This is a genomic window from Corynebacterium simulans (assembly GCF_001586215.1).
Classification (GTDB): domain Bacteria; phylum Actinomycetota; class Actinomycetes; order Mycobacteriales; family Mycobacteriaceae; genus Corynebacterium; species Corynebacterium simulans.
Genome location: NZ_CP014634.1, coordinates 632,168 through 658,651, shown reverse-complemented (window position 1 = coordinate 658,651; position 26,484 = coordinate 632,168). Strand labels below are relative to the sequence as shown.

Here is a 26,484-nt window from a genome sequence, read left to right as displayed (position 1 = left end):
ACTTGCTGGGGAGGCGGCTTGTGGTTGTGGTTAGACGGTTCTACTGTCGGCCATTCCTAATGCGCGACCAGGCTGCTGCGATAACCAGGCCAACGCACGCGATGGCGAGGTAACCCCACATGTGATCGGCGCTGGTCTGAATGGTCTTTGGCGGAGCAGGAGTGTTCTCTGCGGTTAGGACGCTTTCTTTGTCGCGACCAGAGGTGACACCGTCAATCCAGTCGGCAGTGCCTGCGAGGGTGGTGATTGCCGCGCTGGGGGAGGGCAGATCAGGATCTCCATTGGAAGTTCCGGCGGTAGCAAGCCCGGCGAGCTTTCCATCGACGAAGAATGGTCCGCCGGAGTCGCCGCCCTGCATACCTGCGCCAGATACGGAATGTACGTCCAGGATGGCGCTTTCAATCATCGGCATCATGGCAGCGTCGGCTGGGATGCTTTCGGTTCCAGCAGGGATCGACTCGGTTTTGGAAGCATCTGGCTTAGCTGCATCTGGCATTGCTGTACCTGGCATGACGGATCCTGGCTGCATTTCCATTGATTCCATGGCACCGCCTGGAGTAGCCTCACCTGGAGTAGCTTCACCAGGCGCAGCCTCACTTGGAGTTCCTTCATCGGGGCCTCCGCCCAGCAGCTCATTGACGACCATCTTGGACATCGGAAGCTGTCCGGATCGGGCCATCGACGAGCTGCTGCTCCAGCCGTAGAGAGTTCCCACCTGTCCAGGTGTTGGAATATCGCGGGAGACCTTCGCCGGGGTTGCGTCAGTGACTTTTTGAGTCAGGTGAAGCAATCCTGCATCAGACATTGGAGACAGCGCCCAAGAATCGGCATCGTAGACTTTCCCGCCGATGCGGGCCTGGGTTCCTTCGTTGTTCACAGACTCTAGGCAGTGGCGTGCTGTGAGCACCCACTGCTCGGCAACTAGCGTTCCGGTGCAGTCACCGAAATTGCCGACTTTGCCGATCTTTAGCGCGGCCACAGAACTGCTTTCAGCATTTGCAGGTGCGGGTTCGCCGTTTTCCAATGCAAGAGCTGGAGTCGCAGTTAGAAGCAGGGTGCTGCTAACAATTGCTGCGATGGAAAAAGATGTTTTCTTCACGGTTATTTCCCTTTCCCAGAAGGAACAATGGCCTTGATTGCGGTGGCAACGAGTTTTTCGGCAGGGCCCTGACCCACAAACTTCTTCCAGAGACTTGCGATGACGAGGAAGAATACGATGAAACCTGCTGCAGACAGCGTGGAATGCAATGCAACATTCTGCTGCCAATAAGCCGCGGTGAGAACGTGCAGGACGTAAATGGTCAGCGACATTGTTCCCATGGCCGCGAATGGATAAACCGCGGTCGGGAAGCGGTCGCCTACGAAAAGACACAAATGCAGCACAACAGCGGCAATGGCGACGGAGAGAATGATTTCGCCGAAGACACCGGTATGTCCGGTAAATCGGAGCCAGCCAGCAATCTCGGGATCAAATCGGAAGTACATGCCGACGGCTGTGATGACAACGCTGACAGCGGTAATAATCCAACTCAACCGGGCATTAGCGCTAGTCTTGGAGGCAGAAGTGTCTTGCAGACGACCGCGTAGGTAGACGTCGTAAAGCAGCATGCCGCCGATGAAGTATGCAATCCACGCCAGTAGCGGATAAATCTGTGGCAGCGTCATGGGCGCGTACTTTATTGTTGCGCCGATAGTTGCGGCGATGAAGAAGCCGACTCGCCACCAGGTTCCGAGTGCTGGCATCCAGGAAACCAACATCATTACCAGACCCATGACGATGAGGACTACTTGAATTTCTCCACCGACCGGCAACAAGGCCAGGCCGATGAGAATAATCAGAGCGCCGCGAGTGATGAGGCGCAAGAAGGTGGTGCTGCTGTAATTTCGGCCGATAATCATCATGGTGGCGCCGGCAATAATGGCGAACAATGATGAAGGCAGGCCGGAGAGCACAACCTTTGTGCTCCAAAGCAGTGAGGCCATATGGACAATGATCATGCCGATGATGGCGAGTGAGCGCGCTATATCAAGCCCCACAATTCGTGAAGGTTTATTCACCTCAGTTTTCTCCTTGTACTACAACTTATCGGGAGGTGCTCTTCGGTAAAAAGCTCTCCCTATAAGCGTCTTAATCAAAACGACTTTCTAGTTGTAGCAACCGAATCTGGCAATACATTAGGTGATTTTGAGTAAAAACAGAGTGTTTCGTCTGTACATTCCCTGTGAAGCTAACGTGTTCAAAGAGCCCAGGGCGCGCGTAACCTAGTGGCCTGAGATCAATGCTGACGAGTTTCACTTAGTCCGAGGTGCCAGGCGTCTTCCTCGCGTATCTGTTAAATCATTGCCATTCCCATTGCTCTCGTGTCGGTAGGTAACGCGTGGCTGGCCCAACCCTGAACCTGCTTCCCACCTGGTGGGCAGCGGTCGCCGGCTATGCCCTGTGCTGGAGCATCATCGCCGATGAAGACAACACGATCTGCAGTCTGGAGAATCGTGGGGTCAATGGGCTTTGGTGATGCATCGTCTATAGAGGCGCCGATTTCTGCAACTGATTTGGCTGCAAGCGCATTGGTAGTAGTTTTGGGATTTTCTTCACTTCAGACTCCTTTTCTATAGTTTGTCCGGTACGGAAAGATCATTGGAGAAAAGGCGCGGCCCGAGCCAGCGGGTGACGTAGACAAGTGCAACGAGTACGGGAACTTCAATCAGTGGTCCAATCGTTCCCGCAAGTGCTTGCTGGGACAATGGGCCGAAGGTGCCAATCGCAACTGCAATTGCCAACTCGAAGTTATTTCCGGCAGCCGTAAAGGCAATCGATGCGGAGGTTGCGTAGTTCATGCTCGCGGTCTTGGCCGAAGTGAGAGCGATCGCGAACATGGCGAGGAAGTAGATCACTAGTGGCAGCGCCACTTTCGCAACGGTCCAGGGATTCTCAACAATCTGCTGTGACTGAAGTGCAAAGAGCAACACGATTGTGTATAGAAGGCCGGCAAGCGCCAATGGTGAGATTTTGGGCAAGTACTCATTTTCATACCAGTCGCGACCACGGGTGCGTTCACCAATTATGCGTGATGCCGCGCCAGTCAGAAGCGGAATGCCGAGGAATACCACTACGGATAGTGCGATGGCCCAAAAAGAAAAGGTGACGGAAGTGGTTTCCAGTCCCAACCAGGAGGGCAGAATCTGCAGGTAGAACCACCCTAGAACGCCGAACATTAGAATTTGAAATAGCGAGTTTACGGCCACCAATACGGCGGCGACTTCAGTATCGCCGCAAGATAGGTCGTTCCAGACCAAAACCATTGCAATGCAGCGGGCGAGACCGACGATAATCACGCCAGTGCGCAGTTCTGGACTATCGCTGAGGAATATCCAGGCAAGGATGAACATTAGTGCGGGGCCGAGAATCCAATTGAGGAAGACTGTAATGCCCATCAGCTTCCTTGATGTCAAAATTTTGCCCGTTTTGTCGTATCGGACTTTTGCGAGCGGTGGGTACATCATGACCAGCAAGCCGATGGCGATTGGTACGGAAATTGTCAAAATTTTTGCCTCTGCCAGCCAGTTCACAAGTGACGGTGCAATTTTGCCCAGGATGAGGCCAATTGCCATTGCAGCTGCAATCCAAAGCGGCAAGAAGCGATCTAGGAAGCTGAGTGACTTTGTAGTCTGTGCCATGGTTTCCGGTGTAATCGATATATCGATGAATGTCAATATGTCCAGAGTGGAGACCGTGTAGTCTCAACAGGTATGGACGAAATCTCAGCATGCTGCGCACTTGGCGGTCGGCCTCTCGACGCGGCGGAAGCGCAGGCTGCGGCAACGCTCTTCAAAGCGCTGGCGCAACCGGCGCGCCTGCAAATTTTGTCTCAGCTCGCTGCCGCTGGCTGTAGTCCGATGACCGTGGGGGAGCTGGCCTGTGTTTCTGGGCTTAGTCAGCCGACGGTATCGCATCATTTAAAGACCATGGCGGATGCCGGGCTGCTTACTAGGTCTAAGAGTGGACGGGTAGTAACCCATGAGGTACGCCCTGAGGTATTTGCTGAGCTGCGACGTATCCTGGATATCGGTCACGCGGACAGGAGATGGTGAGCCGCTGGTCGCAAATTGCGATAGGTCGGAAAACTCTGTTTACCCGTTCAAACGCTTGACGACGGCGTCGTGAAGCAACCCATTCGTCGCAACCGCATCCCCGCCGTGCGGCCCGGCGATACCCGCTAGAGAAATGAAGCGGCCGCCAGCTTCCTCTACCAGGGCTGCAAGCGGAGCCAGGTCCCACAGAGAAACTTCCGGCTCAGCGGCGACATCGACCGCGTCCTCGGCTACTAGGCAGTAGGAGAGAAAGTCACCGTAGCCGCGTAGACGCCATGCTCAAGCGGGAAGTCTTACGTGATAGGAAAGTCTTTGGCAATCCGATCGCCTGCCGGCAGGAAGTCTTTCGATGGTGCATGCGCTACAACACACACCGGCGACACTCGTGGTGCAATCTTGTAGCCCCTGATGTCTTTGAAACCGAGACTTCAGCGACACTGACCAAAGCAACATAGCTAACCCCCGACATGTCCACTATCCGGGGGCCAGGCCCATGGGGCCTGGCCCCTGTTAGGTAGACACCTTATATCCAGCCCGGTTGGGTTGGGGCCAGGCCCCTTTGACGTTTTACAAAGAAAACCTAGTACAGCGGCCATTTTTAGGTAAACCAAAGGTTTTGGGTACACCCGGAAACTGTGTAAACGATAACGGGTTGGAAACAGATGCAAACTAGGGCTTCGTAATACCTATCCGCGTGAAATGATGAGCCTTGCTAGACCAATAGCAAGATAGATAGAGGGATTTGTTCATGCTTCACATTCCGCACCTAAAGAAAGTCATCGTGGGCTCGGCTTTCGCAGGTGCGTTTTTCTTTGCGAGCCCCACAGCAGGCGCCCAAGAGCTGCCTGCTGCCGAGCCATTCGACCCAGCTGCCGCCGCGCATGCCGTGGTTAATCATGTCAACGATGAGTTTGCTCGCTTCGGCGCGCAATCTGGTTTAAGTGACATGCTGCAGACGCAGCAGCCTGCTGCGCAGACCCAGGCACAAGTGCAGGGCCAGGTTCAGAACCAAATTCAGGCACAGAATAAAGCGCTGAATTCGGCCGTCAACGATGCAGTGTCCCAGGCCCAGAACGCAGTGCAGCCGGTCATCGAACAAGCGAATGCGGATAGCCAGCAGTACGCGCAACCGCTGACCAACCCGAACCCGGTCGGCATGATTGAGCAGGCAACGCAGCCAGCTTTTAAGCCACAGGGCACGGATCCGAACTACGTCTGGAAGAACGATGCTTTCTCCAAGGCGGCAGCCGCTAAGCCCTTCGATGACTACGTGTTGCATCGCGTACCTGGTTCCTACTTCGACGCACCGCGCGTACCTGAAGAATCCAATGCGGCGTTGACGCGTGGAAAGTCCTTGTACGGCCCAGGTACGCCGCTGTATGTTCGTCAGGACACCATGTGCACCTTGACCGCAGCAGGCACCGACGCAGCCGGCCGCAAGGTAGGCATCACCGCGGGACACTGCGGCAACGTCGGTGACCCAGTTTCTTCCGCCGATTCCTGGCAGGTTGGCCCAACCGGCACCATTGCCTCCAGGAACGATTACCTGGACTACTCGGTCATCGAGTTCGGCTCCAAGGCTGAGGTAACCCGCAACTACAATGGCGTGCATGCCACGGAGGTTGGCGGCAATGTCAAGCCGGGCGCTGTCACCTGCAAGACTGGCGTCGCAACCGGCACTACCTGTGGCATGACCTACCAGCAGGCCAAGGAAGTCCAGATCAACCAGGTCTGCGCCATGGAAGGTGATTCCGGCGCACCGGTTATGTACAAGGGTCGCATCATCGGTGCAATCTCCCGCGGTCTTATCCCGGGTCTGCCTGATTGTCGCACCCCGCTGCAGGGCGCTCTGCACGATCCGACCGTAGCGATGAACATGGACGCAATCCTTGCGGACATGAACCGCCGCGGTGGGGTAGGAGCAGGCTTTACGCTCCCGCAGAACTAGTCTCTCCCACAAAACGGCTACATGCCCCGCGTTTGAAGCGCGGGGCATGTAGCCGTTTTAGTGATTGTTTTGTCTAGTGCAGTTTCAGCGCTTCCAGCGCTGCCGTGTGCAGCAGGCCGTTGCTAGCCACCGAAGAGCCGTGGTGCGGGCCGGCCTCACCGTTGAGGCCGGTGAACTTACCACCCGCCTCGGTTACCAGCAGAGACGGCGCTGCAAGATCCCAGAGGGAGACCTCAGGCTCTGCCGCAATGTCGACTGCGCCTTCTGCCACCAAGCAGTAGTTCCAGAAGTCGCCATAGCCGCGCAGACGCCAGGTCTTTTCGGAGAGTTCCACGAAGCAATCACGCAAACCGCGCTTAGCCCAGCCTGCCAACGAGCCCATGGCCAGAGAGGCGTTTTCGAGCTGGTCAATCTGCGAGACGTGTAGACGCTTTGGCTCGCCGCCGAATACGCGGTAGGCGCCGCCGCCCTTGGCGGCGTACCAGCGACGTCGCAAAGCAGGCGCGGAAATCACCGAAACCACAGGCTCACCGTCTTCCAAAAGAGCAATCAGCGTGGCCCATACCGGCACGCCGCGCACGAAGTTCTTGGTGCCATCGATTGGATCGATGACCCACTGGCGGCCCTTGAAGGTGGGGGTGCCACCGAATTCCTCACCTAAGACTTCGTCGCGCGGACGGGAGCGCTTGAGAGCCTCACGAATCTGCTTCTCGCAGGCCAAGTCAGCGTCAGAAACCGGGGACATATCCGGCTTGTCCTTGACCGAAAGATCGGAAGCCTCAAAGCGGTGCATCGTGATGACATCCGCGTGACCTGCCAGCTCGAGCGCGAGGCCTAAGTCTTCTTTGAACTTACCCACGGAGCCATGCCTCCATTTGATCGACAACCTGTTTATTACCAGCGATGCACCATTCCACACCGCCTGCTTCTACCTTGCGGGCGGCGCCACCTGCGGCCTCCACCAGCGCTTTGCCCGGGAACCAATCCCAGTCCGCGACGCTGTGCTGCATCCAAGCACCCCAGGTGCCGTCAGCAACGCTGGAGAGGTCCACGGAACCGGCGCCGAGCATGCGAACTGTAGCAAAGTGCTCGGACACACGCTGCCAAGCCGCGCGGATTTCCGGGTCCTGAATCGATGTAGGGTGCAGGTAGGTTGCCATGCTGGTTTTATTTGCCGGCTTATCCTGCAGCTTGGCGACGTCCTTTCCATCACGGGAAGCGGGAAAGTCACGGCCGCCGAACCAGGTGTAGCCCATGGCGGGGCGGTGTACTGCGCCCATGATGACGCCCTCGGCGTCGGTAAGCGCGAGCGCCGAGCACCAGTAATCCGAGCCAGATGCGAAGTTATAGGTACCGTCTACCGGGTCGATGACCCAGTTGCGTCCCGAGGTGGAAGGGCGGGTAGCGCCCTCCTCGCCGAGGATGCCGTCCTCAGGGCGCACCACCTCGAGCACGCCGGCAACGAAGCGCTCGGTGGCGCGGTCTGCATCGGTGACGACATCAGAAATGGAGGTCTTCTGATCGACGTCAATGCCCTGCTCACGCATGCGCCATGCCAGGCGGCCTGCGTTGTAAACGAGTGCCTGCGCAAGGTGTGCGTCGGTATCGTCTACGTGAGCTACCAGAAAGGTCTTGGTGATCGCGTCGATCATCTCATTCAAGCTCGGCTGTTGAGTCATGGAGCTATTGTCCCGCTAAATGCGGCCGATGGCTAATTGTGTGTGCCGCGCAGGTAGACTTGAGGGCTATGCGTCCCGAACAATCAGCCCGTCTTGCCGAATTGGATTCCACCCTTACGACCATTGAAAAGGTCATGGATCCTGCAGCTTTAGCTGAGCAGGTTCGTGAGCTCGAAGCTCAGGCTGGTGACCCCTCTTTGTGGGATGATCCGGCCCACGCGCAGCAGGTGACTTCCGCGCTTTCGGCCGCGCAGGCCAAGATTCGCAAGCTGGAATCGCTGCGTTCGCGCGTGGACGATATGCCGGTTATGTACGAGTTGGCGGAGGAAGAGGGGGACACCTCGCTTGCCGACGACGAGCTAGACGAACTGGGCAGCCTCATCGAGGCGCTGGAAGTGACCACGATGCTCTCTGGAGAGTATGACCCGCGCGAGGCCGTTATTAATATCCGTTCCGGTGCGGGTGGCGTGGATGCGGCGGACTGGGCCGAGATGCTCATGCGTATGTACGTGCGCTGGGCGGAAAAGAATGGCCATAAGGTGGATGTCTACGACATTTCTTATGCAGAGGAGGCGGGCATCAAGTCGGCCACCTTCGTGGTGCACGGCGAGTACATGTACGGCCAGCTTTCTGTAGAACAGGGCGCCCACCGTTTGGTCCGCATCTCGCCGTTCGATAATCAGGGCCGGCGCCAGACCTCCTTCGCTGAGGTGGAGGTGCTGCCGGTGGTGGAGCAGACCGACCATATCGATATTCCGGATGCGGACGTGCGCGTCGATGTCTATCGCTCTTCGGGCCCTGGCGGCCAATCAGTTAATACTACGGATTCCGCGGTGCGTCTGACGCACATTCCGACCGGCATCGTGGTGACCTGCCAGAACGAAAAATCCCAGATCCAGAACAAAGCCTCGGCGATGCGCGTGCTGCAGGCCAAGCTTTTGGAGCGCAAGCGTCAGGAAGAACAGGCGGAGATGGATGCGCTCGGCGCAGGCGGCAATGCCTCGTGGGGAAACCAAATGCGCTCGTATGTCCTGCATCCGTATCAGATGGTCAAGGACTTGCGCACCAACTATGAGGTGGGCGATCCATCGAAAGTGCTCGACGGTGACCTGGATGGATTCTTGGAGGCCGGAATCCGCTGGCGTATGGCTGAGGCGCAGAAGGCAGAGCAGGAAAGTTAGTTTTACACTTTCCGTTGTTAACTCATGTTGCTAATGTGGCTTGAGTGATCACCTTTGAAAATGTGTCCAAGGTTTATAAGACGTCGACAAGGCCCGCGCTTGACGACGTCTCGTTTCAGATCGATGACGGCGAATTCGTCTTCCTGATCGGGCCCTCCGGCTCTGGTAAGTCGACATTCCTACAGCTGATGGTGCGTGAGACGAATGTTTCCTCCGGCGACATTCACTTCGGCGATTTCCACGTCAATGCGCTGAAAGGCCGCCAGATCAATAAGCTGCGCCAGTCCATCGGCTACGTCTTCCAAGACTTCCGCCTGCTGCCGAAGCTGAACGTCTACCAAAACGTGGCCTTCGCGCTCGAGGTCATTGGAAAGAAGAAGTCCAAGATCGACAAAGCGGTACCGGAAGTTCTGGAGATGGTGGGGTTGGGTTCCAAACAGCACCGCATGCCGCATGAGCTTTCCGGTGGTGAGCAGCAGCGCGTTGCCGTGGCACGTGCCTTTGTTAACCGCCCCAAGTTGGTCCTTGCAGATGAGCCGACGGGCAACCTGGACCCGGGTACTGCCTCGGAGATTTTGGGATTGCTATCCCAGATCAACCGCCGCGGCACTACAGTCATCATGTCTACGCACAATGCGCGTGCCGTCAATGATGCCCGCCAGCGCGTTCTCGAGCTGCACAACGGCAAGCTCGTTCGCGACGAAGACCACGCACTGTACGGAGAGGCTCTGTAAATGCAACTAGGACTAGTTTTACGCGAGGCTTTTAAGGGGCTCGGCCGCAACCTGACCATGACGGTGGCGATGGTTATCACGACCGCCATTTCCGTAGCGCTGGTTGTCGCCGGCGTGCTGGTGACCAACATGACCAACGACACCAAGGAGATCTACTTGGAGCGCGTGGAAGTCATGGTTCAGCTCAATGAGGACATCTCAGCAAACGATCCGGAATGTAGTTCCTCGGAATGCGCTGACTTGAAGAAGCAGCTGGAAAGCGACGATGACGTGGAATCGGTGAATTATCGTGACCGTCAGGCGTCCTACGACCGCTTCGTCGAGCTTTTCCAGGAGACCGATCCTGTGATGGTGGAGGAGACCTCTCCCGACGCGCTGCCAGCGGCCTTCCACGTCCGCTTGGTCGATCCCACGGATACCGCGCCAATCGACGCCATCAAAGACAACCCGGCAGTCAGCGAAATCATTGACCAGCAAGAAGAAGTCCGCGGTGCCGCCCATAACTTGGACGCCATCCGCAATGCCACCTTTGTGCTCGCGGCCGTGATGGCAATCGCAGCTATTTTCCTGATCGCGAACATGGTTCAGATTGCTGCTTTCAACCGTTCCCGTGAGACCTCGATTATGCGCATGGTGGGCGCATCCCGCTGGATGACCCAGGCTCCGTTCGTGTTGGAAGCACTCCTTGGAACGCTGATCGGCGTCGTGCTCGCTGGCGTGGGCATCTCCGCAGGCAAGTCCGCGGTGGTTGACCCCTCGCTGAAGAATCTCTACGAATCGCAGCTTCTGGCACCGATTAAGAGCTCGGACATTTGGGTTGCTCTGCCTATCGTGGGTGTATTCGCTCTGATTTTTGCTGCACTGACGGCGCAGATTACCCTGCGCGCTTATGTGCGCAAGTAAGCACCGCGTATAGTTGTAGAAATTATGGCGAAGAAGGCAAAGAAGAAAGCAGCGGTCGATAACAACACGACCCTAGCCACCAATCGCCGTGCCCGTCACGATTACAAGATTCTCGATACCCTCGAATGCGGCATGGTCCTGGTGGGAACCGAAATCAAGTCAATGCGCGAGGGCAAAATCTCGCTCGTCGATGCGTTCGCAACCATCGACGACGGCGAGGTTTATATCCGCAACCTCCACATCCCTGAGTACTCGCAGGGAACCTGGACAAACCACTCGCCAAAGCGCACCCGCAAGCTGCTGCTGCACCGCCGTGAGATTGACAAGCTCATGGGGCAGGTGCGCGATGGCAACAAGACTCTGGTGCCGCTCAAGGTCTATCTGAAAGATGGCCGCGCCAAGTGCGAGTTGGGCCTTGCCCAGGGTAAGCAGGACTACGACAAGCGGGAGGCCATCAAGCGCCGCGATCAAGACCGCGAAATCACCCGCGAACTGGGGCGCCGCATCAAGGGAATCAACGCTTAAAGCGCCGCCACGACGTAGCCTGGGTGCCATGATTCATACTGCAAAGGCACACGACGTCGTCAAGGGCGATGCAAAAGTAACCGGCAAGTCGGTGCTCGTGGACAGGCTCTGGCCGCGCGGGATAAGCAAGGATGACTTGGCGCCGGACTATTGGCTCAAAGACGTAGCTCCCAGCCCTGAGCTGCGCAAGTGGTGGAACCACGACGCGGATTCATTCGGTGAGTTCTCCAAGCGCTATAAGTCTGAGCTTGACGCGAACGACGCCGAAGATATGGAAAACCTGCGCCGCCTCGCGGAAAAGGGCGCAGTAACGCTTATCTTCGCCGCCAAGGACCGCGAGGTAAACCACGCTACGGTTCTCAAAGAATGGCTGGATGCGCAATAGGGCAGCGATGAACCACATAAGGTTTATGCCGGGGGACTTGAGCCTTAAGCCGGTGTTGGAGTAGCGTTGATCAAACCGCAGAGAATTGCACATACCCGCTCTGTAGGTTAATGGGGTCGACTTGGTTTCGACTTCGTACATTGAGCCAGGGGAAGCGTGCCGGTGCAGGCTGGAGACCACCGTAAGCGTCGCAGCAACCAATAAACGCAGAGAAGAACTCTCAGCGTGACTACGCCCTCGCTGCCTAATTTCAGCGACGCGTGTCTGTCAGCCCAGGTTTAGTTCCTGACCTGGTTCCTGGCATCGACTAAGGAACTTGCCTTTCTGGTTTGTTGTTCGGCCAGAAGGGGACTTCTAGAGCAACTGGGCCCATCATCCGGAACGTGTTTGCCCGTGCCGGAGGGCCGAGTAGAGATCCTGTGCAAACTGCGCACGGAGAAGCCCTGGCGAGGTGACGAAGGACCCGGGTTCAATTCCCGGCGGCTCCACCGCAAAGCCCTAGCTAAACGATGTTTAGCTGGGGCTTTCTTCGTTCTGTATTTGCTACTTAACCCGGATCATAGGTACGTCTAGCCCGGCTGGGACTCGCATCCTACGTCATCACCGTTGCTATCGCGGTCGGGACTGTATTCCGGATCGCCGGGGTAAACCTTGTGGCCAATCTCAGCGCAGGTTCGACTGTCGCCGCCCGAAAATTCAGGCGCTGGCGCACTGTTTCTTAACCACAAAAGCGCTGAACCAGTGCATCGTATGCCTTCACCGTAAGATCTAGGTCTTCCAGGTGGAGGCATTCGTCATGTGAATGTAGCTCGTTGTTGGCGCTAGCTAAGTCCCGTGCGCGAGCATGCAGGGCGAAACCATAGCCCACACCACCCATGCGGCGGGCGAATCGCAGATCTGAGCCGCCCGAGGCATAGACGGGCACAACTGATGCCTCTGGGAAGAACTCGCCAAATGTCGCAGCCATCGCATCCCAGAGCGGACCTTCTGCAGGCGATGCCGAGGGGGTCTCATTGTTGAGATGCTCGATCCTTATCTCATCCGCCATGTCCCCCAGCGCCGCAATGAGGGCGGCGTCGACAGAATCCGCGGTATCCGTCGGATGCGCCCGGACGTCGAGGTTGAGATAAGTCTTCGAGGGAATGACGTTGATGGCGCTACCGCCATGAATCCCCGTGAAAGCGATGTTGGTGTGACTAAATGAGTGTGCGAACGCCGCTAGCTCACCGAAAGTCTCGTAAGTAGCGTCCCCTGCGGATCCGTCGACAAGCGCGGCGGTGGTATCCGGATCGAAGTGGAACGCCTCCACGAACCAGGACCACACGTGGTCATAGGCGGGCGGCATTGCCAACGCGCCCACGCGCCGGGCGGCCTCCGCCAGTGTGAGGATGGATGAAGACTTTCCATAGGGAAGGGAGCCGTGCCCCGTATCCCCCGTGGCATGGAGGCGACGCTGGAAAATGCCTTTCTCACCGACGTTGATAACCAGAGCATCGCTGCCATCACGCACCGGCAGATGCGAGCCGCCAGTCTCGGAGAGGCAGTTCTTCCAAGAGAATGCGTCGGGTCGGTTCTCAGAAATCCAGCGCGCGCCCAACCTCCCGCCGGATTCTTCGTCGGCGAGTCCCACGAAGGTCACTGTTCCCTTTGGCGGGTTGCCTGCCTGCGCGCGCCGGGCTGTTTCGCGCGTGGCTGCGGCTTGCGACGCCGTGATGAAGAGCATGTCGAATACCCCGCGGCCGTACAAAACGCCGTCTACCACCTCGGCACCGAAGGGATCGTGAGTCCATTTGTCCTCGTCAACGGGGACTACGTCAATGTGGCCGAGCATCGTCAGCGGTTCCGCTGTGGGGTTGCTGCCGGGTACTGTAAACGCGATCGACACGCGGCCGGGTTCTGGCTCGAAGCGCTCCACCTGCGCTCCCGAGCCCTCGAAGAACTCTTCCAACAGGTTCGCGTTGCGGTACTCGTGGCCACTTCCGGGGGTGCCGTCGTTGATGCAACGATTGCGAATTAATCCCTGCAAGAGTTCAAGAGTGTCGTTGAATAAACCCATTCTGAGGAAGCCGCCTTTCTGGTTTTGTCGTTGAGTGTCCCACGTTCCAAGATTTCAATATACTAACCGATAAATAAAAACTTGAGATGTGCATCACTGTTATGTGTAATGTAAGCTACATTGTCCAGAAAGTGTTGTGGGGATAACCCCTTGGAAAATGGGCAAGATGACCACAAATAAAAGACCAATCCCCTTAAAACACGAGGAGAACCACCATGGCCATCACAAAAGAGACCACGAGTGAGCCGCAGGGGAGCGCAAGTCCTGCAAAGGATGCGAAGACTCAACCAGCCAGTAACGGTTGGCTCGACAAGTTTCTTAACGGCGTCGAGTACGTAGGCAACAAGCTGCCAGAGCCGTTCACTATCTTCCTGATCCTGTTCCTCATTACCGGCGTTGCTTCTTCCATCATGGCGTGGATGGACATCAAGGTGCAGGTGCCTGGATCTGATGAAATCCAGCCCGTCAAGGGCTTGTTCACCGGCGAGGGCATGTCGTGGTTTACCACCACGATGGGCGAGAATTACATCAACTTCCCGCCGTTGGTTACGGTGCTGCCCATCATGCTGGCAGTCGGCGTGGCCGAGCGCTCCGGAATGCTCTCCGCCCTCATTCGCAAGCTCTTCGGCTCTGCGAAGCCATGGGTTTTGCCTTACGCAGTCGGCGTCATTGGCGTGACCGCATCGGTCATGGCTGACGCTGCCTTCGTTATCGTTCCGCCACTGGCGGCGATGGTGTTCAAGGCAGCCGGTCGCCACCCTGTCGCAGGCCTCATCGGTGGCTTCGCTGCCGTTGGCGCTGGCTACTCCACCGCACTGGTCCCAACCTCCTTGGATGCGCTGTTCGCAGGTATTACCACCGCGGTTATGGAGACCCTGCCGGGCATGGAGTTCTCTGACGTGAACGCAATGTCCAACTACTTCTTCAACGTGGCATCTTCCATCGTTCTCGGTGTCTTGGCCGGTTACATCACTGACCGCGTCATCGAGCCGCGCATGTGGAAACAGGAAGTGCCTACCGAAGAGGACATCGATCCGGAAGAGGCCGCACACCGCGGCGACCGCGACGAAAACGGCGAGGAGCTCTCCGCAGAGCTTTCCCCGACTGAAAGCAAAGGCCTGGTGTGGTCTGTAGTTGCCACCGTCATCGTTACCGCGGCACTGTTGTTCGCCATTCTTCTGCCAGAATCCCCGTGGCGTAACGAGACCGGCGGCTTCCTGCCGAAGTCTCCGCTGATGAGCTCCATCGTTTTCATCGTCTTCCTGTACTTCCTCGTGCTCGGTGTGGTCTACGGCAAGGCCGTGGGCACCGTCAACGGCATCAAGGACGTCGTCGACATGATGATTGGCTCGCTGAAAGACATGTTGAGCTTCCTCATCCTGGCCTTCATCTTGGGCCAGTTCGTGGCGCTGTTTGCGTGGACCGGCATCGGTACTTTTACCGCGGTCAAGGGCGCGGCATTCCTGGAATCCATCGGTCTCACCGGCTTCGGCGCGGTCTTCGCGTTCATCGTCCTGGCCTCGTGCCTGAACCTGCTCATCATCTCCGGTTCTTCGATGTGGACCCTGATGGCGGCAGTGTTCGTTCCGATGTTCGCACTGCTGGGCTACGAGCCGGCCTTCATTCAGAGCGCTTTCCGTGTGGGTGACTCTGCAACTCAAATCATCACTCCGCTGAACCCGTACATGATCGTGATGCTAGGATTCCTGCAGCGCTACGAGCCGAAGGCAGGCCTGGGCACCCTGATGTCGCGCCTGATGCCATACGTGGTTCCGTTCTTCACCGCGTGGGCAATCCTGCTGGCCATCTGGTTCTACGCAGACCTACCGCTGGGTCCGGGCAACAACATTTTCATCGAGGGATAACGTGTGCGATAGCGACAATCACGCAAGAAACAATCCATCAACGGCATATTTGGAGGCCACGGAGCAGCTCATTGCGCAGCGCGTGGCGGCCGCCCAAGCAGCCAACGCGGGAGCACAAGCATCCCTGGCTGAGGCTTATGCGGGGCAGGACGTGCTGTGGAAGGCGGCGTCGGAAAGCGCTGACGCCAACCGCGAGCTTGCCGCCCACATCGTGCAGGATTTGCATGCTCACCCAGAGACGGCCTTCGAGGAGCACCGCTCGATGGGCATGCTTGCCGACGTCGTGGAGCAACGCGGTTTCCCCGTCCGACGCGGTGTTTACGGGGTGGAAACCGCTTTCGAGGCGGAGTGGAGGAGCCCGAACTTCGATGCGTCATCTCATCCCACCGTGGCAATCATGGCCGAGTATGACGCGCTGCCCGGTATCGGGCACGGCTGTGGTCACAACGTCATCGCTGCCGCGGGCGTGGGCGGATTCCTGTCCGCGGTCGAGGCGCTGTGTAAGAACGGCGGCGTCGAGGGGCGCTTGCTGCTGCAGGGCACCCCGGCCGAGGAGGGGCATTCGGGCAAGGAGTACATGATCCGTGGCGGCAGCCTTGACTCCGTGGATGCAGCGATGATGATCCACGGCTTTGGCTATGACATTGGCTCGCACGCGTGGGTCGGGCGCCGCAGCGTCAACGTGTACTTTCGCGGCGTGGCGGCGCACGCGAGTTCGCAACCTTTCATGGGGCGCAACGCCCTCGACGCAGCATCCTTGGCCTACCAGGGCATTGGCCTGATGCGTCAGCAGATGCCTCCGAGCGATCGTGTCCACGCCATCATGGGCGGGGGAGCGCGACCTTCGGTGATTCCGCGTGAAGCCTCGATGCACATCTATGTGCGTTCCTTGGGTAACCAGACCCTCATGGATTTGTCCCAACGCGTTAACGAAATCGTTGAGGGGGCTGCGCTAATGGCCGGCGTCCAGGTCGATGTCGAATGGGACGAGCACCCGATGACGCTGCCGGTGCGCAACAACGAGGCGCTGGTGGAGCGGTGGACACGCACGCAAACGCTGCGCGGAAGGACGGCGCTTCCCACGGGAACCGTGCCGGAGACCCTTGCCGCGTCCACGGACTTCGGTAACGTCTCGCACCTTGTGCCGGGCATTCACCCGATGGTCAAGGTCTCTCCGTCCGACGTTGCCCTGCATACCGAGGACTTCGCTCGCTGGGCCGCAACGGATGCGGCTGTCGACGCCGCAGTGGACTCCGCAGCAGGCTTGGCCCAAGTAGCGATTGACTACTTGGCGGACACGAAAATGCGCGCGGCAGCGAATGCGGAGTTTGCCGAACAGGGCGCTGTTTCGGTGGCGGATCTCTTGGCAGAATCGGCCGCGGACTAAGCGCCGAGTAGGAGCCGAGTAGGTTTTCTTGCACTGTGCAAGGGGTGGGGGTAACCGCCTCTTTGCGCAGTTCAACCTATATTTTATTGCATTTGTAGGCTTACCTAACAAAAGCTGCTTGAAAGGTAAGGCTTACATCAGTTAGGTTAGGCGAGTATTTGAAAACCTTTCGAAAAGGACATCATGACCGCCAAGATTCGTCGTTCTCTCGTCGCGTCCGTCGCAGCCCTGTCGATGGCTCTGACCGCTTGCTCTTCTGCAGAAGAGTCCACCTCCGGTTCTTCTGACACCTCCGCAGCGTCCTCCTCCGAGACCACGGAGATCACTCTCGAGGACAACTTCGGTGAGAAGAAGATTGCTGCCCCGGTTTCTGCCCCGGCCGTTACGGACAACCGCGCTTTCGAGATTCTTGCTGACTGGGATGTCAAGATTGCCGCCGCACCGCTGAAGCTGGTTCCTTCCACCGTGCGCGATGTCTACAACAAGGACACCGTCGCAGCTGACCTCGGTTCCCACCGCGAGCCGGATCTGGAATCTCTCGTCGCTGCGGAACCGGATGTGGTCTGGAATGGACAGCGCTTCGAGCAACACCAGGAAGACATCGAAAAGCTGGTGGAAGATGTCCCAGTGCTCGACTTTGAGCCGCGCGATGACAAGGACTTCTTCGAAGAACTCAAGCGCCACACCGAGGCACTGGGCCAGACCTTCGGACACGAAGAGGACGCAGCCAAGCTCATCGAGGACTTCGACGCAGCCGCAAAGCGCGCCAAGGAAGCTTATGATCCTTCCAAGAAGGTCATGGCAGTAAACACTTCCGGTGGCGAGATCGGCTACATCGCGCCGAAGATCGGCCGCACCTATGGCCCGGTTTTCGACCTCATCGGTATGACCCCGGCTCTTGAGGTTCCGGAAGGAACCGATGACCACGAGGGCGACGACATCTCCGTCGAGGCAATCGCTGAGTCCAACCCGGACTGGATCCTCGTCATGGACCGCGACGCAGCCGTCAGCAAGGAAGGCGAAGAACACGTTCCAGGCGACAAACTCGTTAACGAGAATGCTGCGCTGAAGAACGTGACCGCAGTCAAGGAAGGCAACGTCTACGTTGCCCCGGCTGATACCTACGTCAACGAGAGCATCATTACCTACACTGAGATCCTCAACGCTCTGGCTGACGCCTTTGAGAAGCAGTCCTAACCTGCACAAATAGAACCGAAACCGGAACGCCGAAAGGCTTTCCGGTTTTTGGTGTGAAAGAGATAAATTTTGACTTCAGCAGAGAAAACCGCGGTTCAAGAAGCACCACCCGCGCGCCGTTCCCGCGGCAAGCTTTTTACTTGGAAGCTGTTGCTCGGCGTCGTGGCTGTAGCGGCGTTGCTCTTCCTTTCGCTCATGGTGGGGGAGTATTCGATCCTTGATCACGACGACGGCCGCGACATGTTTATGACCACGCGCATTCCGCGCACCATCGCCCTGGTGCTCGCGGGCGCGGCGATGGCGATGAGTGGTTTGGTGATGCAGCTGCTCACCCAGAATCGCTTCGTTGAACCCACGACAACGGGTACCACGGAATGGGCAGGCCTCGGCCTTCTCTTTTCGATGATCGTGCTCCCGCACTCGTCGGTGCTTGGCCGCATGGTCATTTCTGTTGTGTTCTCTTTCATCGGCACGATGGTCTTTTTCGCTTTCTTGCGCCGAGTCACGTTGCGCTCCTCGCTCATCGTGCCGATCATCGGCATCATGCTGGGTGCCGTCGTCAGCGCGGTGTCCTCTTTCGTGGCTCTGACCACCGACAAACTGCAGCAGCTGGGGATCTGGTTCATGGGCTCGTTCACCTCCGTGTACGAGGGCCAGTACGAGGTGCTGTGGATCGTGTTGTTGGTGCTGCTCGCGGTGTTCTTCTACGCGGACAAACTCACGGTCGCAGGCTTGGGCGAAGAAATCGCCACCAACGTGGGCCTGAATTACAACCGAATGATCCTCATCGGCACCGGGCTCATCGCTGTGGCCACTGGCGTGGTCACCGTGGTCGTGGGCTCCCTGCCTTTCTTGGGGCTTATCGTTCCCAATGTGGTGAGCATGTTCCGCGGCGATGACCTGCGTTCAAACCTTCCTTGGGTATGCCTGCTCGGTATTGCCACGGTGACATTGTGTGACCTCCTCGGCCGAACCGTCATTTCGCCGTTTGAGCTGCCCGTATCCGTCATCCTGGGCGTGGTCGGCGCGGCGGTCTTCGTATTCCTGATTGTGAGGTCCACCCGTGAGCGTTAAGACAGAGCAGCGCACAGGCGACGTCGCCAAGCAGCGCTATGTGGGCTCCTTCCAGTCGGCCAAAGCAGCGCGCAAGTACTGGCTCATCTTGGTGGCGCTCATCGTGGCGGGCGCACTCTTCGCGTTTGGCCTGCTGGCGTATGACAACCCCATGGACTTCGGAACGCGTAAGTGGTGGCTCATCGCGCAACGCCGTGCCGACGCCGTGACCGCCATGGCTATCGTGGCTGTGTGTCAAGCCGTTGCGACCGTGGCCTTTCATACGGTCACCAATAACCGCATCCTGACCCCGTCCATCATGGGCTTTGAATCGCTCTACGCGGCGATTAATGCTGCGACCATCTTTTTCCTAGGTGCCACGGGCCTCACGGAAGCCCGCAACATGGGCACCTTCCTGTTCCAGATGGCAGTGATGATTGTGCTCTCGCTCATCCTGTACTCGTGGCTGCTGACAAACCGCAGCAACAACATGCATGCGATGCTATTGGTCGGCGTGGTCATTGGTGGCGGACTTGGATCGCTGTCCACTCTGATGCAGCGCATGCTGACACCCAGCGAGTTTGACGTGCTGACGGCGCGACTGTTTGGCTCGGTCAACAATGCTGAGACTGAGTATTATCCCATCGCAATTCCACTGGTGATTGCGGCGACGGCGTTGCTTTTCTTTAATTCCCGCCGCCTCAACGTGCTCTCGCTTGGTCACGAGGCAGCCACCAACCTCGGCGTGAATCACAAGTTCAACGCAATCTTTACTCTGATCCTGGTATCAGTTCTCATGGCCACCACCACCTCGCTCGTAGGTCCCATGACCTTCCTCGGATTCTTGGTGGCAACCTTGGCCTACCAGTTCGCGGAAACCTACGACCACCGATACTTGTTCCCCATGGCCATCGCCACCGCCTTTGCTGTGCTCACGGGTGCGTACTTCCTGATGCAGCACGTCTTCTACGCGCAGGGCGTTGTATCCATCATCATTGAGCTCGTCGGCGGCTCGGTATTCCTCATCGTCATTTTGCGAAAGGGCAGACTGTGATCACACTCAATAACGTTGCGAAGACCTATTCCCACGAGACGAACATTGGCCCAGTGTCCCTCGACATTCCGGCCGGCGGTATCACCGCGCTTGTGGGGCCCAACGGTGCCGGCAAGTCCACGCTGCTGACGATGGTGGGGCGTTTGCTCGATATCGACGAAGGCACCATTGAGGTCGCTGGATTGGACATCACCTCTACCAAGTCCCAGGACTTGGCCAAGATTTTGTCCATCCTACGGCAGGAGAACCACTTCATCACGAAGCTGACGGTGCGTCAGCTCGTGGGGTTTGGCCGCTTCCCGTACTCGCATGGCCGCCTGACGGCTGAGGACGAGGAGATCATCTCCAAGTACATTGACTTCCTTCACCTCAGCGATTTGGAGGACCGCTACCTGGATCAGCTCTCGGGCGGCCAGCGTCAGCGCGCGTATGTGGCGATGGTCCTGTGTCAGGAGACTGATTACGTTTTGCTGGACGAGCCTCTCAACAACCTTGATATCGCGCACTCCGTGGAAATGATGAAGCACCTCAAGGAGGCCGCGCAGAACTTTGGGCGCACGATCATCATCGTCTTGCATGACATCAACTTCGCTGCTCGCTACGCCGATCACATCTGTGCGGTGAAGAATGGGGAAGTGGTGGCCTTCGGTAATCCGGAGGAGGTCATGCGCGACGAGGTGCTGACCCCAATCTTCAATACGCCCATCACGGTTATCGACGGCCCCGACGGTCTGTTGGCGTGCTATCACTAACTGCTTGACGACGTCGCCCCCTCTGGACGTTGCCTAATACGCCAGGTTTGTCTCCGAAATGGTGGATTTACCTGGCGATTTGTGTACTAACACTAGTGCGCGCTAAATTATTTCAAGTCGCAACGAGGTGGCCGCAAGGTTAACAAGTTGTGGTTCGGATGAATTCTTCTTCACGGATTTGACACTAATCAAAGAAGTGAGTAAGTTATTCCGAGTCGCTTCGAGAGCGAGGAGCTGGATGGAAGGCTTCTGGTTGTCGTTGTCGTGATGATGTCTGAGAACTCAATAGTGTGCCAATGTACTTTTTTCTGCATTGTGTGGTTGATTGTGATTGTGCTGGTCATTCTGGATGTTTGGCTGGTGTGGTGTGTGCCGGATCGGGCCTTGTGGGCGCGATTGTAAATAATTAAGTTTGTTTGGTATGCATTTTTAAGTCATGTTGGCTGCATTTTTGTGGTTTGACTGCCCCCTTTATTTTTGCCCCGTCGGGTTGGGGGTGGTTGTGATTTTTCTTTGTATAGTAATTTTTTGGATTTGCCAGCCTTATTGAGAATTGACGTTGTTGGTTCTTGGTTGGTTTGTCTGTTTGTTAGGTTTGGGCTTTTCACGGCCTGATTTTTTGGCTTTGTGCTGAAATTTTTTTGTGGAGAGTTTGATCCTGGCTCAGGACGAACGCTGGCGGCGTGCTTAACACATGCAAGTCGAACGGAAAGGCCTCAGCTTGCTGGGGTACTCGAGTGGCGAACGGGTGAGTAACACGTGGGTGATCTGCCTTGCACTTCGGGATAAGCTTGGGAAACTGGGTCTAATACCGGATAGGACAGCTGTTTAGTGTCAGTTGTGGAAAGTTTTTTCGGTGCAAGATGAGCTCGCGGCCTATCAGCTTGTTGGTGGGGTAATGGCCTACCAAGGCGTCGACGGGTAGCCGGCCTGAGAGGGTGGACGGCCACATTGGGACTGAGATACGGCCCAGACTCCTACGGGAGGCAGCAGTGGGGAATATTGCACAATGGGCGGAAGCCTGATGCAGCGACGCCGCGTGGGGGATGAAGGCCTTCGGGTTGTAAACTCCTTTCGACAGGGACGAAGCTTTTGTGACGGTACCTGTATAAGAAGCACCGGCTAACTACGTGCCAGCAGCCGCGGTAATACGTAGGGTGCGAGCGTTGTCCGGAATTACTGGGCGTAAAGAGCTCGTAGGTGGTTTGTCGCGTCGTCTGTGAAATTCCGGGGCTTAACTCCGGGCGTGCAGGCGATACGGGCTGACTTGAGTGCTGTAGGGGAGACTGGAATTCCTGGTGTAGCGGTGAAATGCGCAGATATCAGGAGGAACACCGATGGCGAAGGCAGGTCTCTGGGCAGTAACTGACGCTGAGGAGCGAAAGCATGGGTAGCGAACAGGATTAGATACCCTGGTAGTCCATGCCGTAAACGGTGGGCGCTAGGTGTAGGGGGCTTCCACGTCTTCTGTGCCGTAGCTAACGCATTAAGCGCCCCGCCTGGGGAGTACGGCCGCAAGGCTAAAACTCAAAGGAATTGACGGGGGCCCGCACAAGCGGCGGAGCATGTGGATTAATTCGATGCAACGCGAAGAACCTTACCTGGGCTTGACATATAGCGGATCGCTGCAGAGATGTAGTTTCCCTTTGTGGTCGTTATACAGGTGGTGCATGGTTGTCGTCAGCTCGTGTCGTGAGATGTTGGGTTAAGTCCCGCAACGAGCGCAACCCTTGTCTTATGTTGCCAGCATTTGGTTGGGGACTCATGAGAGACTGCCGGGGTCAACTCGGAGGAAGGTGGGGACGACGTCAAATCATCATGCCCCTTATGTCCAGGGCTTCACACATGCTACAATGGTCGGTACAACGCGCAGCGACACTGTGAGGTGGAGCGAATCGCTGAAAGCCGGCCTTAGTTCGGATTGGGGTCTGCAACTCGACCCCATGAAGTCGGAGTCGCTAGTAATCGCAGATCAGCAACGCTGCGGTGAATACGTTCCCGGGCCTTGTACACACCGCCCGTCACGTCATGAAAGTTGGTAACACCCGAAGCCAGTGGCTCAAACTCGTTAGGGAGCTGTCGAAGGTGGGATCGGCGATTGGGACGAAGTCGTAACAAGGTAGCCGTACCGGAAGGTGCGGCTGGATCACCTCCTTTCTAAGGAGCATTATTTTGCCCACAGTTGTGGGTGTGTTGGTTGAGTGCACATGTGTTGTGCTGCCAACGGTATTTTTTAATCGGGTGGAGACACACCTTAAACAAGAGCAGTTAATCGTTTATTACACAGTGTGGGAATAGTTTTTAGGTACGTGGTGCATTGTTGGGTGTCTGGGGCATTATTGTCCTGGTGTTGCCTAGTTGCTGACGCAATCATGGTTTGTTGTTGGTGGTTGGGGTGTTGTGTGAGAACTGTATAGTGGACGCGAGCATCCCCAAATGATGGTGCTTTTTAAGGCAGTGTTGTTTGGGTGTGTAATTTCTTTATTCTTTTGTGTTTTGTGTAGTTCACGCCAGCACGATAGTTAAGGAATGGGCTGTTTGCTTTGTTTCTTGTTGTTGTGTTGGTTGTGTGTTCGTTATTTAGGGCGCATGGTGGATGCCTTGGCATGCTGAGCCGATGAAGGACGTGAAAGGCTGCGTTAAGCCTCGGGGAGTTGTCAATTAAGCGTTGATCCGAGGATGTCCGAATGGGGAAACCTGGCACTTGTTATGGAGTGTTACCCTTCAGTGAATTCATAGCTGTTGTGGGGGCAACGCGGGGAAGTGAAACATCTCAGTACCCGTAGGAGAAGAAAATAATAATGATTCTGCTAGTAGTGGCGAACGAACGTGGATGAGGCTAAACCGTGTGCATGTGATACTTGGTAGGGGTTGTGTGTGCGGTGTTGTGGGCCTTGATGTGCAGCGACTACCATCGTTGCGTCTTGTTGTTGATGTTAGGTGAAGTGGTGTGGAAACGCCTGCCGTAGAGGGTGATAGTCCTGTAGCTGAAGACATTGATGATGGGGTTGTCAAGTTGCCCGAGTAGCAGCGGGCTCGTGGAATCTGCTGTGAATCTGCCGGGACCACCCGGTAAGCCTAAATACTCAGTGTGACCGATAGTGGATAGTACCGTGAGGGAATGGTGAAAAGTACCCCGGGAGGGGAGTGAAATAGTTCCTGAAACCATGTGCTTACAATCCGTCAGAGCACCTTTTGTGTGTGATGGCGTGCCTTTTGAAGAATGAGCCTGCGAGTCAGCGGCATGTCGCGAGGTTAACCCGTGTGGGGTAGCCGTAGGGAAACCGAATCCCAATGGGGTGGCAAGTGGCATGTCCTGGACCCGAAGCGGGGTGATCTACCCATGGCCAGTGTGAAGCAGCAGTAAGATGCTGTGGAGGCGCGAACCCACGTAGGTTGAAAACTGCGGGGATGAGCTGTGGGTAGGGGTGAAAGGCCAATCAAACTCCGTGATAGCTGGTTCTCCCCGAAATGCATTTAGGTGCAGCGTCGCATTAGCTTGGTGGAGGTAGAGCTACTGGTTGGTTGAGCGGGACTACAATCTTAGCAATGTCAGCCAAACTCCGAATGCCATTAATGTGTTGTGCGGCAGTGAGACTGTGGGGGATAAGCTTCATAGTCGAGAGGGAAACAGCCCAGATCGCCGGTTAAGGCCCCTAAGGGTGTGCTAAGTGGAAAAGGATGTGGGATCGCGAAGACAGCCAGGAGGTTGGCTTAGAAGCAGCCATCCTTGAAAGAGTGCGTAATAGCTCACTGGTCGAGTGGTTCTGCGCCGACAATGTAGTGGGGCTCAAGCACACCGCCGAAGCCGCGGCAATAATATTTTATTGGGTAGGGGAGCGTCGTGCACGTGTTGAAGCGTTACCGTAAGGAGGCGTGGAGTGTGTGCGAGTGAGAATGCAGGCATGAGTAACGAATTGGAAGGTGAGAATCCTTCCCGCCGGATGACTAAGGGTTCCTGGGTCAAGTTCGTCTTCCCAGGGTGAGTCGGGACCTAAGGCGAGGCCGACAGGCGTAGTCGATGGATAACCAGTTGATATTCTGGTACCCGAGTATATGCGCCCCTGATAAAGCACTGATACTAACCACCACAAGCACCTTTTGATGACACTTTGTGTTGTTGGTTGGTGTGCGTCGTGGGGCCTGATGTGTGGTTCAAGCGATGGGGTGACACAGTGGGGTAGCCATGCCACTTACTGGATTGTTGGTGTAAGCGTGTAGCTTAGGGTGTAGGTAAATCCGCATTCTTTTAGGTGAGACGTGATGCGTAGCCTTAATTGGTGAAGTTGGTGATCCCGTGCTGTCGAGAAAAGCCTCTAGCGATGTATATACTCGGCCCGTACCCCAAACCGACACAGGTAGTCAGGTTGAAAATACTAAGGCGTTCGGGTGAACTGTGGTTAAGGAACTCGGCAAAATGCCCCCGTAACTTCGGGAGAAGGGGGACCACATGGCGTTAACACTCTTGCGGTGATAAGCGTTGTGGGGTCGCAGAGAATAGAGGGGAGCGACTGTTTATCAAAAACACAGGTCCATGCGAAGACGTTAAGTTGATGTATATGGACTGACGCCTGCCCGGTGCTGGAAGGTTAAGAGGACCGGTTAGCCCATCTTTGATGGGCGAAGCTGAGAATTTAAGCCCCAGTAAACGGCGGTGGTAACTATAACCATCCTAAGGTAGCGAAATTCCTTGTCGGGTAAGTTCCGACCTGCACGAATGGCGTAACGACTCCCCTGCTGTCTCAACCACAGGCCCGGTGAAATTGCACTACGAGTAAAGATGCTCGTTACGCGCGGCAGGACGAAAAGACCCCGGGACCTTCACTATAGCTTGGTATTGGTGTTCGGTTCGGTTTGTGTAGGATAGGTGGGAGACTGTGAAGCTATCACGCCAGTGGTGGTGGAGTCGTTGTTGAAATACCACTCTGATCGGATTGGATACCTTAACCTTGGCCCATGATCTGGGTTGGGGACAGTGCCTGGTGGGTAGTTTAACTGGGGCGGTTGCCTCCCAAAATGTAACGGAGGCGCCCAAAGGTTCCCTCAGCCTGGTTGGCAATCAGGTGGTGAGTGTAAGTGCACAAGGGAGCTTGACTGTGAGAGTGACAGCTCGAACAGGGACGAAAGTCGGGACTAGTGATCCGGCACCTACTTGTGGATGTGGTGTCGCTCAACGGATAAAAGGTACCCCGGGGATAACAGGCTGATCTTCCCCAAGAGTCCATATCGACGGGATGGTTTGGCACCTCGATGTCGGCTCGTCGCATCCTGGGGCTGGAGTAGGTCCCAAGGGTTGGGCTGTTCGCCCATTAAAGCGGCACGCGAGCTGGGTTCAGAACGTCGTGAGACAGTTCGGTCTCTATCCGCCGCGCGCGTTGAAACTTGAAGAAGGCTGTCCCTAGTACGAGAGGACCGGGACGGACGTACCTCTAGTGTGCCAGTTGTTCCGCCAGGGGCATCGCTGGTTGGCTACGTACGGAAGGGATAACCGCTGAAAGCATCTAAGCGGGAAGCCTGTTTTAAGATGAGGTTTCATTCGAGGTCCCCTAAAGACTATGGGGTTGATAGGCCAGACATGGAAGCATCGCAAGATGTGAAGTCTACTGGTACTAATAGACCAAAACAAACACACACAACGTGCAACACACAAACAAACAAAAAAGATGATTACGT

Annotated in this window: 19 protein-coding genes, 2 rRNA genes, 1 other RNA gene and 1 pseudogene; 16 read left to right on the top strand and 7 right to left on the bottom strand. The window is 56.5% G+C overall.

Annotated features, from left to right (window positions below):
- Positions 1 to 40: 40 nt before the first annotated feature.
- The 3 genes from WM42_RS03065 to arsB form a co-directional block, all read right to left on the bottom strand.
- Complete coding sequence (locus tag WM42_RS03065; protein ID WP_061921092.1) at positions 41 to 1,099, bottom strand: trypsin-like serine protease; 1,059 nt, start codon at positions 1,097 to 1,099, stop codon at positions 41 to 43.
- Between the two features lie 2 nt (positions 1,100 to 1,101).
- The gene (locus WM42_RS03060; protein ID WP_061921094.1) at positions 1,102 to 2,058 is read right to left on the bottom strand and encodes a DUF418 domain-containing protein; all 957 of its coding nucleotides are present in this window, start codon (positions 2,056 to 2,058) and stop codon (positions 1,102 to 1,104) included.
- Between the two features lie 552 nt (positions 2,059 to 2,610).
- Positions 2,611 to 3,678, bottom strand: coding sequence for an ACR3 family arsenite efflux transporter (arsB, locus tag WM42_RS03055; RefSeq protein WP_062035646.1), 1,068 nt, complete (start codon positions 3,676 to 3,678; stop codon positions 2,611 to 2,613).
- A 72-nt stretch (positions 3,679 to 3,750) separates the two neighbouring features.
- Between arsB and WM42_RS03050 the strand changes: the two genes are divergently transcribed.
- Positions 3,751 to 4,092 (top strand): ArsR/SmtB family transcription factor, encoded by a 342-nt coding sequence (locus WM42_RS03050; RefSeq protein WP_061921099.1) that lies wholly within the window; start codon positions 3,751 to 3,753, stop codon positions 4,090 to 4,092.
- A gap of 39 nt (positions 4,093 to 4,131) precedes the next feature.
- On the opposite strand, the pseudogene WM42_RS12870 reads toward WM42_RS03050, so the two are convergent.
- Positions 4,132 to 4,368: pseudogene (locus tag WM42_RS12870) on the bottom strand (inositol monophosphatase family protein); the annotation flags it as partial.
- Positions 4,369 to 4,840: 472 nt separating this feature from the next.
- Between WM42_RS12870 and WM42_RS03045 the strand changes: the two are divergent.
- Positions 4,841 to 6,040: a S1 family peptidase gene (locus WM42_RS03045; RefSeq protein ID WP_062035645.1), complete on the top strand. Its 1,200-nt coding sequence runs from the start codon at positions 4,841 to 4,843 to the stop codon at positions 6,038 to 6,040.
- 73 nt (positions 6,041 to 6,113) lie between these two features.
- On the opposite strand, the gene hisN is transcribed toward WM42_RS03045, so the two are convergent.
- Positions 6,114 to 6,899, bottom strand: coding sequence for a histidinol-phosphatase (gene hisN / locus WM42_RS03040; RefSeq protein WP_062035644.1), 786 nt, complete (start codon positions 6,897 to 6,899; stop codon positions 6,114 to 6,116).
- Positions 6,892 to 7,719 (bottom strand): inositol monophosphatase family protein, encoded by an 828-nt coding sequence (locus tag WM42_RS03035; protein ID WP_062035643.1) that lies wholly within the window; start codon positions 7,717 to 7,719, stop codon positions 6,892 to 6,894. The genes hisN and WM42_RS03035 overlap by 8 nt, the downstream gene beginning before the upstream one ends.
- A gap of 68 nt (positions 7,720 to 7,787) precedes the next feature.
- On the opposite strand from WM42_RS03035, the gene prfB reads away from it, so the two are divergent.
- The 6 genes from prfB to ssrA all read left to right on the top strand — a co-directional run bounded on the left by prfB (position 7,788) and on the right by ssrA (position 11,938).
- Positions 7,788 to 8,900, top strand: coding sequence for a peptide chain release factor 2 (gene prfB, locus WM42_RS03030; RefSeq protein WP_062035642.1), 1,113 nt, complete (start codon positions 7,788 to 7,790; stop codon positions 8,898 to 8,900).
- Between the two features lie 44 nt (positions 8,901 to 8,944).
- Positions 8,945 to 9,634 (top strand): cell division ATP-binding protein FtsE, encoded by a 690-nt coding sequence (gene ftsE / locus WM42_RS03025; RefSeq protein WP_062035641.1) that lies wholly within the window; start codon positions 8,945 to 8,947, stop codon positions 9,632 to 9,634.
- Positions 9,635 to 10,537 carry a permease-like cell division protein FtsX gene (gene ftsX, locus WM42_RS03020; protein ID WP_062035640.1) on the top strand — a complete coding sequence of 301 codons (903 nt, stop codon included), beginning with the start codon at positions 9,635 to 9,637 and terminating at the stop codon, positions 10,535 to 10,537.
- 24 nt (positions 10,538 to 10,561) lie between these two features.
- Complete coding sequence (gene smpB / locus WM42_RS03015; RefSeq protein WP_061921111.1) at positions 10,562 to 11,062, top strand: SsrA-binding protein SmpB; 501 nt, start codon at positions 10,562 to 10,564, stop codon at positions 11,060 to 11,062.
- 28 nt (positions 11,063 to 11,090) lie between these two features.
- Positions 11,091 to 11,447 (top strand): DUF488 domain-containing protein, encoded by a 357-nt coding sequence (locus tag WM42_RS03010; protein ID WP_062035639.1) that lies wholly within the window; start codon positions 11,091 to 11,093, stop codon positions 11,445 to 11,447.
- Between the two features lie 112 nt (positions 11,448 to 11,559).
- Positions 11,560 to 11,938, top strand: a transfer-messenger RNA (tmRNA) gene (gene ssrA, locus WM42_RS03005).
- Between the two features lie 227 nt (positions 11,939 to 12,165).
- Here ssrA and WM42_RS03000 read toward each other — a convergent pair.
- A complete protein-coding gene (locus tag WM42_RS03000) occupies positions 12,166 to 13,503 on the bottom strand; it encodes a M20/M25/M40 family metallo-hydrolase (protein WP_062035638.1) in 1,338 nt (445 codons plus the stop codon).
- A gap of 215 nt (positions 13,504 to 13,718) precedes the next feature.
- On the opposite strand from WM42_RS03000, the gene WM42_RS02995 reads away from it, so the two are divergent.
- The 8 genes from WM42_RS02995 to WM42_RS02960 all read left to right on the top strand — a co-directional run bounded on the left by WM42_RS02995 (position 13,719) and on the right by WM42_RS02960 (position 26,443).
- On the top strand, positions 13,719 to 15,368 hold the full coding sequence (locus WM42_RS02995; RefSeq protein WP_062035637.1) for an AbgT family transporter: 1,650 nt from the start codon (positions 13,719 to 13,721) through the stop codon (positions 15,366 to 15,368).
- Between the two features lies 1 nt (position 15,369).
- Complete coding sequence (locus tag WM42_RS02990) at positions 15,370 to 16,755, top strand: M20 family metallopeptidase (protein WP_062035636.1); 1,386 nt, start codon at positions 15,370 to 15,372, stop codon at positions 16,753 to 16,755.
- Positions 16,756 to 16,938: 183 nt separating this feature from the next.
- Positions 16,939 to 17,952, top strand: coding sequence for a siderophore ABC transporter substrate-binding protein (locus WM42_RS02985; protein ID WP_062035635.1), 1,014 nt, complete (start codon positions 16,939 to 16,941; stop codon positions 17,950 to 17,952).
- A gap of 69 nt (positions 17,953 to 18,021) precedes the next feature.
- Positions 18,022 to 19,026 carry an ABC transporter permease gene (locus WM42_RS02980; protein WP_062035634.1) on the top strand — a complete coding sequence of 335 codons (1,005 nt, stop codon included), beginning with the start codon at positions 18,022 to 18,024 and terminating at the stop codon, positions 19,024 to 19,026.
- Entirely contained in the window at positions 19,016 to 20,059 is a 1,044-nt protein-coding gene (locus tag WM42_RS02975; RefSeq protein WP_062035633.1) for an iron chelate uptake ABC transporter family permease subunit, read from the top strand. The genes WM42_RS02980 and WM42_RS02975 overlap by 11 nt, the downstream gene beginning before the upstream one ends.
- Positions 20,056 to 20,811: an iron ABC transporter ATP-binding protein gene (locus WM42_RS02970; RefSeq protein ID WP_062035632.1), complete on the top strand. Its 756-nt coding sequence runs from the start codon at positions 20,056 to 20,058 to the stop codon at positions 20,809 to 20,811. The genes WM42_RS02975 and WM42_RS02970 overlap by 4 nt, the downstream gene beginning before the upstream one ends.
- A gap of 640 nt (positions 20,812 to 21,451) precedes the next feature.
- A 16S ribosomal RNA gene (locus tag WM42_RS02965) occupies positions 21,452 to 22,968 on the top strand.
- Between the two features lie 412 nt (positions 22,969 to 23,380).
- Positions 23,381 to 26,443: ribosomal RNA gene (locus WM42_RS02960) — 23S ribosomal RNA — on the top strand.
- The 16S and 23S rRNA genes sit together here, the layout of an rRNA operon.
- The last annotated feature ends 41 nt before the right edge of the window (positions 26,444 to 26,484 follow it).

Excerpts from the sequence above, each read along its gene's own strand:
- arsB (WP_062035646.1), bottom strand. The coding sequence starts at position 3,678 with ATGGCACAGACTACAAAGTCACTCAGCTTCCTAGATCGCTTCTTGCCG.
- WM42_RS03050 (WP_061921099.1), top strand. The coding sequence starts at position 3,751 with ATGGACGAAATCTCAGCATGCTGCGCACTTGGCGGTCGGCCTCTCGAC.
- WM42_RS03045 (WP_062035645.1), top strand. The coding sequence starts at position 4,841 with ATGCTTCACATTCCGCACCTAAAGAAAGTCATCGTGGGCTCGGCTTTC.
- WM42_RS03035 (WP_062035643.1), bottom strand. The coding sequence starts at position 7,719 with ATGACTCAACAGCCGAGCTTGAATGAGATGATCGACGCGATCACCAAG.
- prfB (WP_062035642.1), top strand. The coding sequence starts at position 7,788 with ATGCGTCCCGAACAATCAGCCCGTCTTGCCGAATTGGATTCCACCCTT.
- ftsX (WP_062035640.1), top strand. The coding sequence starts at position 9,635 with ATGCAACTAGGACTAGTTTTACGCGAGGCTTTTAAGGGGCTCGGCCGC.
- smpB (WP_061921111.1), top strand. The coding sequence starts at position 10,562 with ATGGCGAAGAAGGCAAAGAAGAAAGCAGCGGTCGATAACAACACGACC.
- WM42_RS03010 (WP_062035639.1), top strand. The coding sequence starts at position 11,091 with ATGATTCATACTGCAAAGGCACACGACGTCGTCAAGGGCGATGCAAAA.
- WM42_RS03000 (WP_062035638.1), bottom strand. The coding sequence starts at position 13,503 with ATGGGTTTATTCAACGACACTCTTGAACTCTTGCAGGGATTAATTCGC.
- WM42_RS02995 (WP_062035637.1), top strand. The coding sequence starts at position 13,719 with ATGGCCATCACAAAAGAGACCACGAGTGAGCCGCAGGGGAGCGCAAGT.
- WM42_RS02985 (WP_062035635.1), top strand. The coding sequence starts at position 16,939 with ATGACCGCCAAGATTCGTCGTTCTCTCGTCGCGTCCGTCGCAGCCCTG.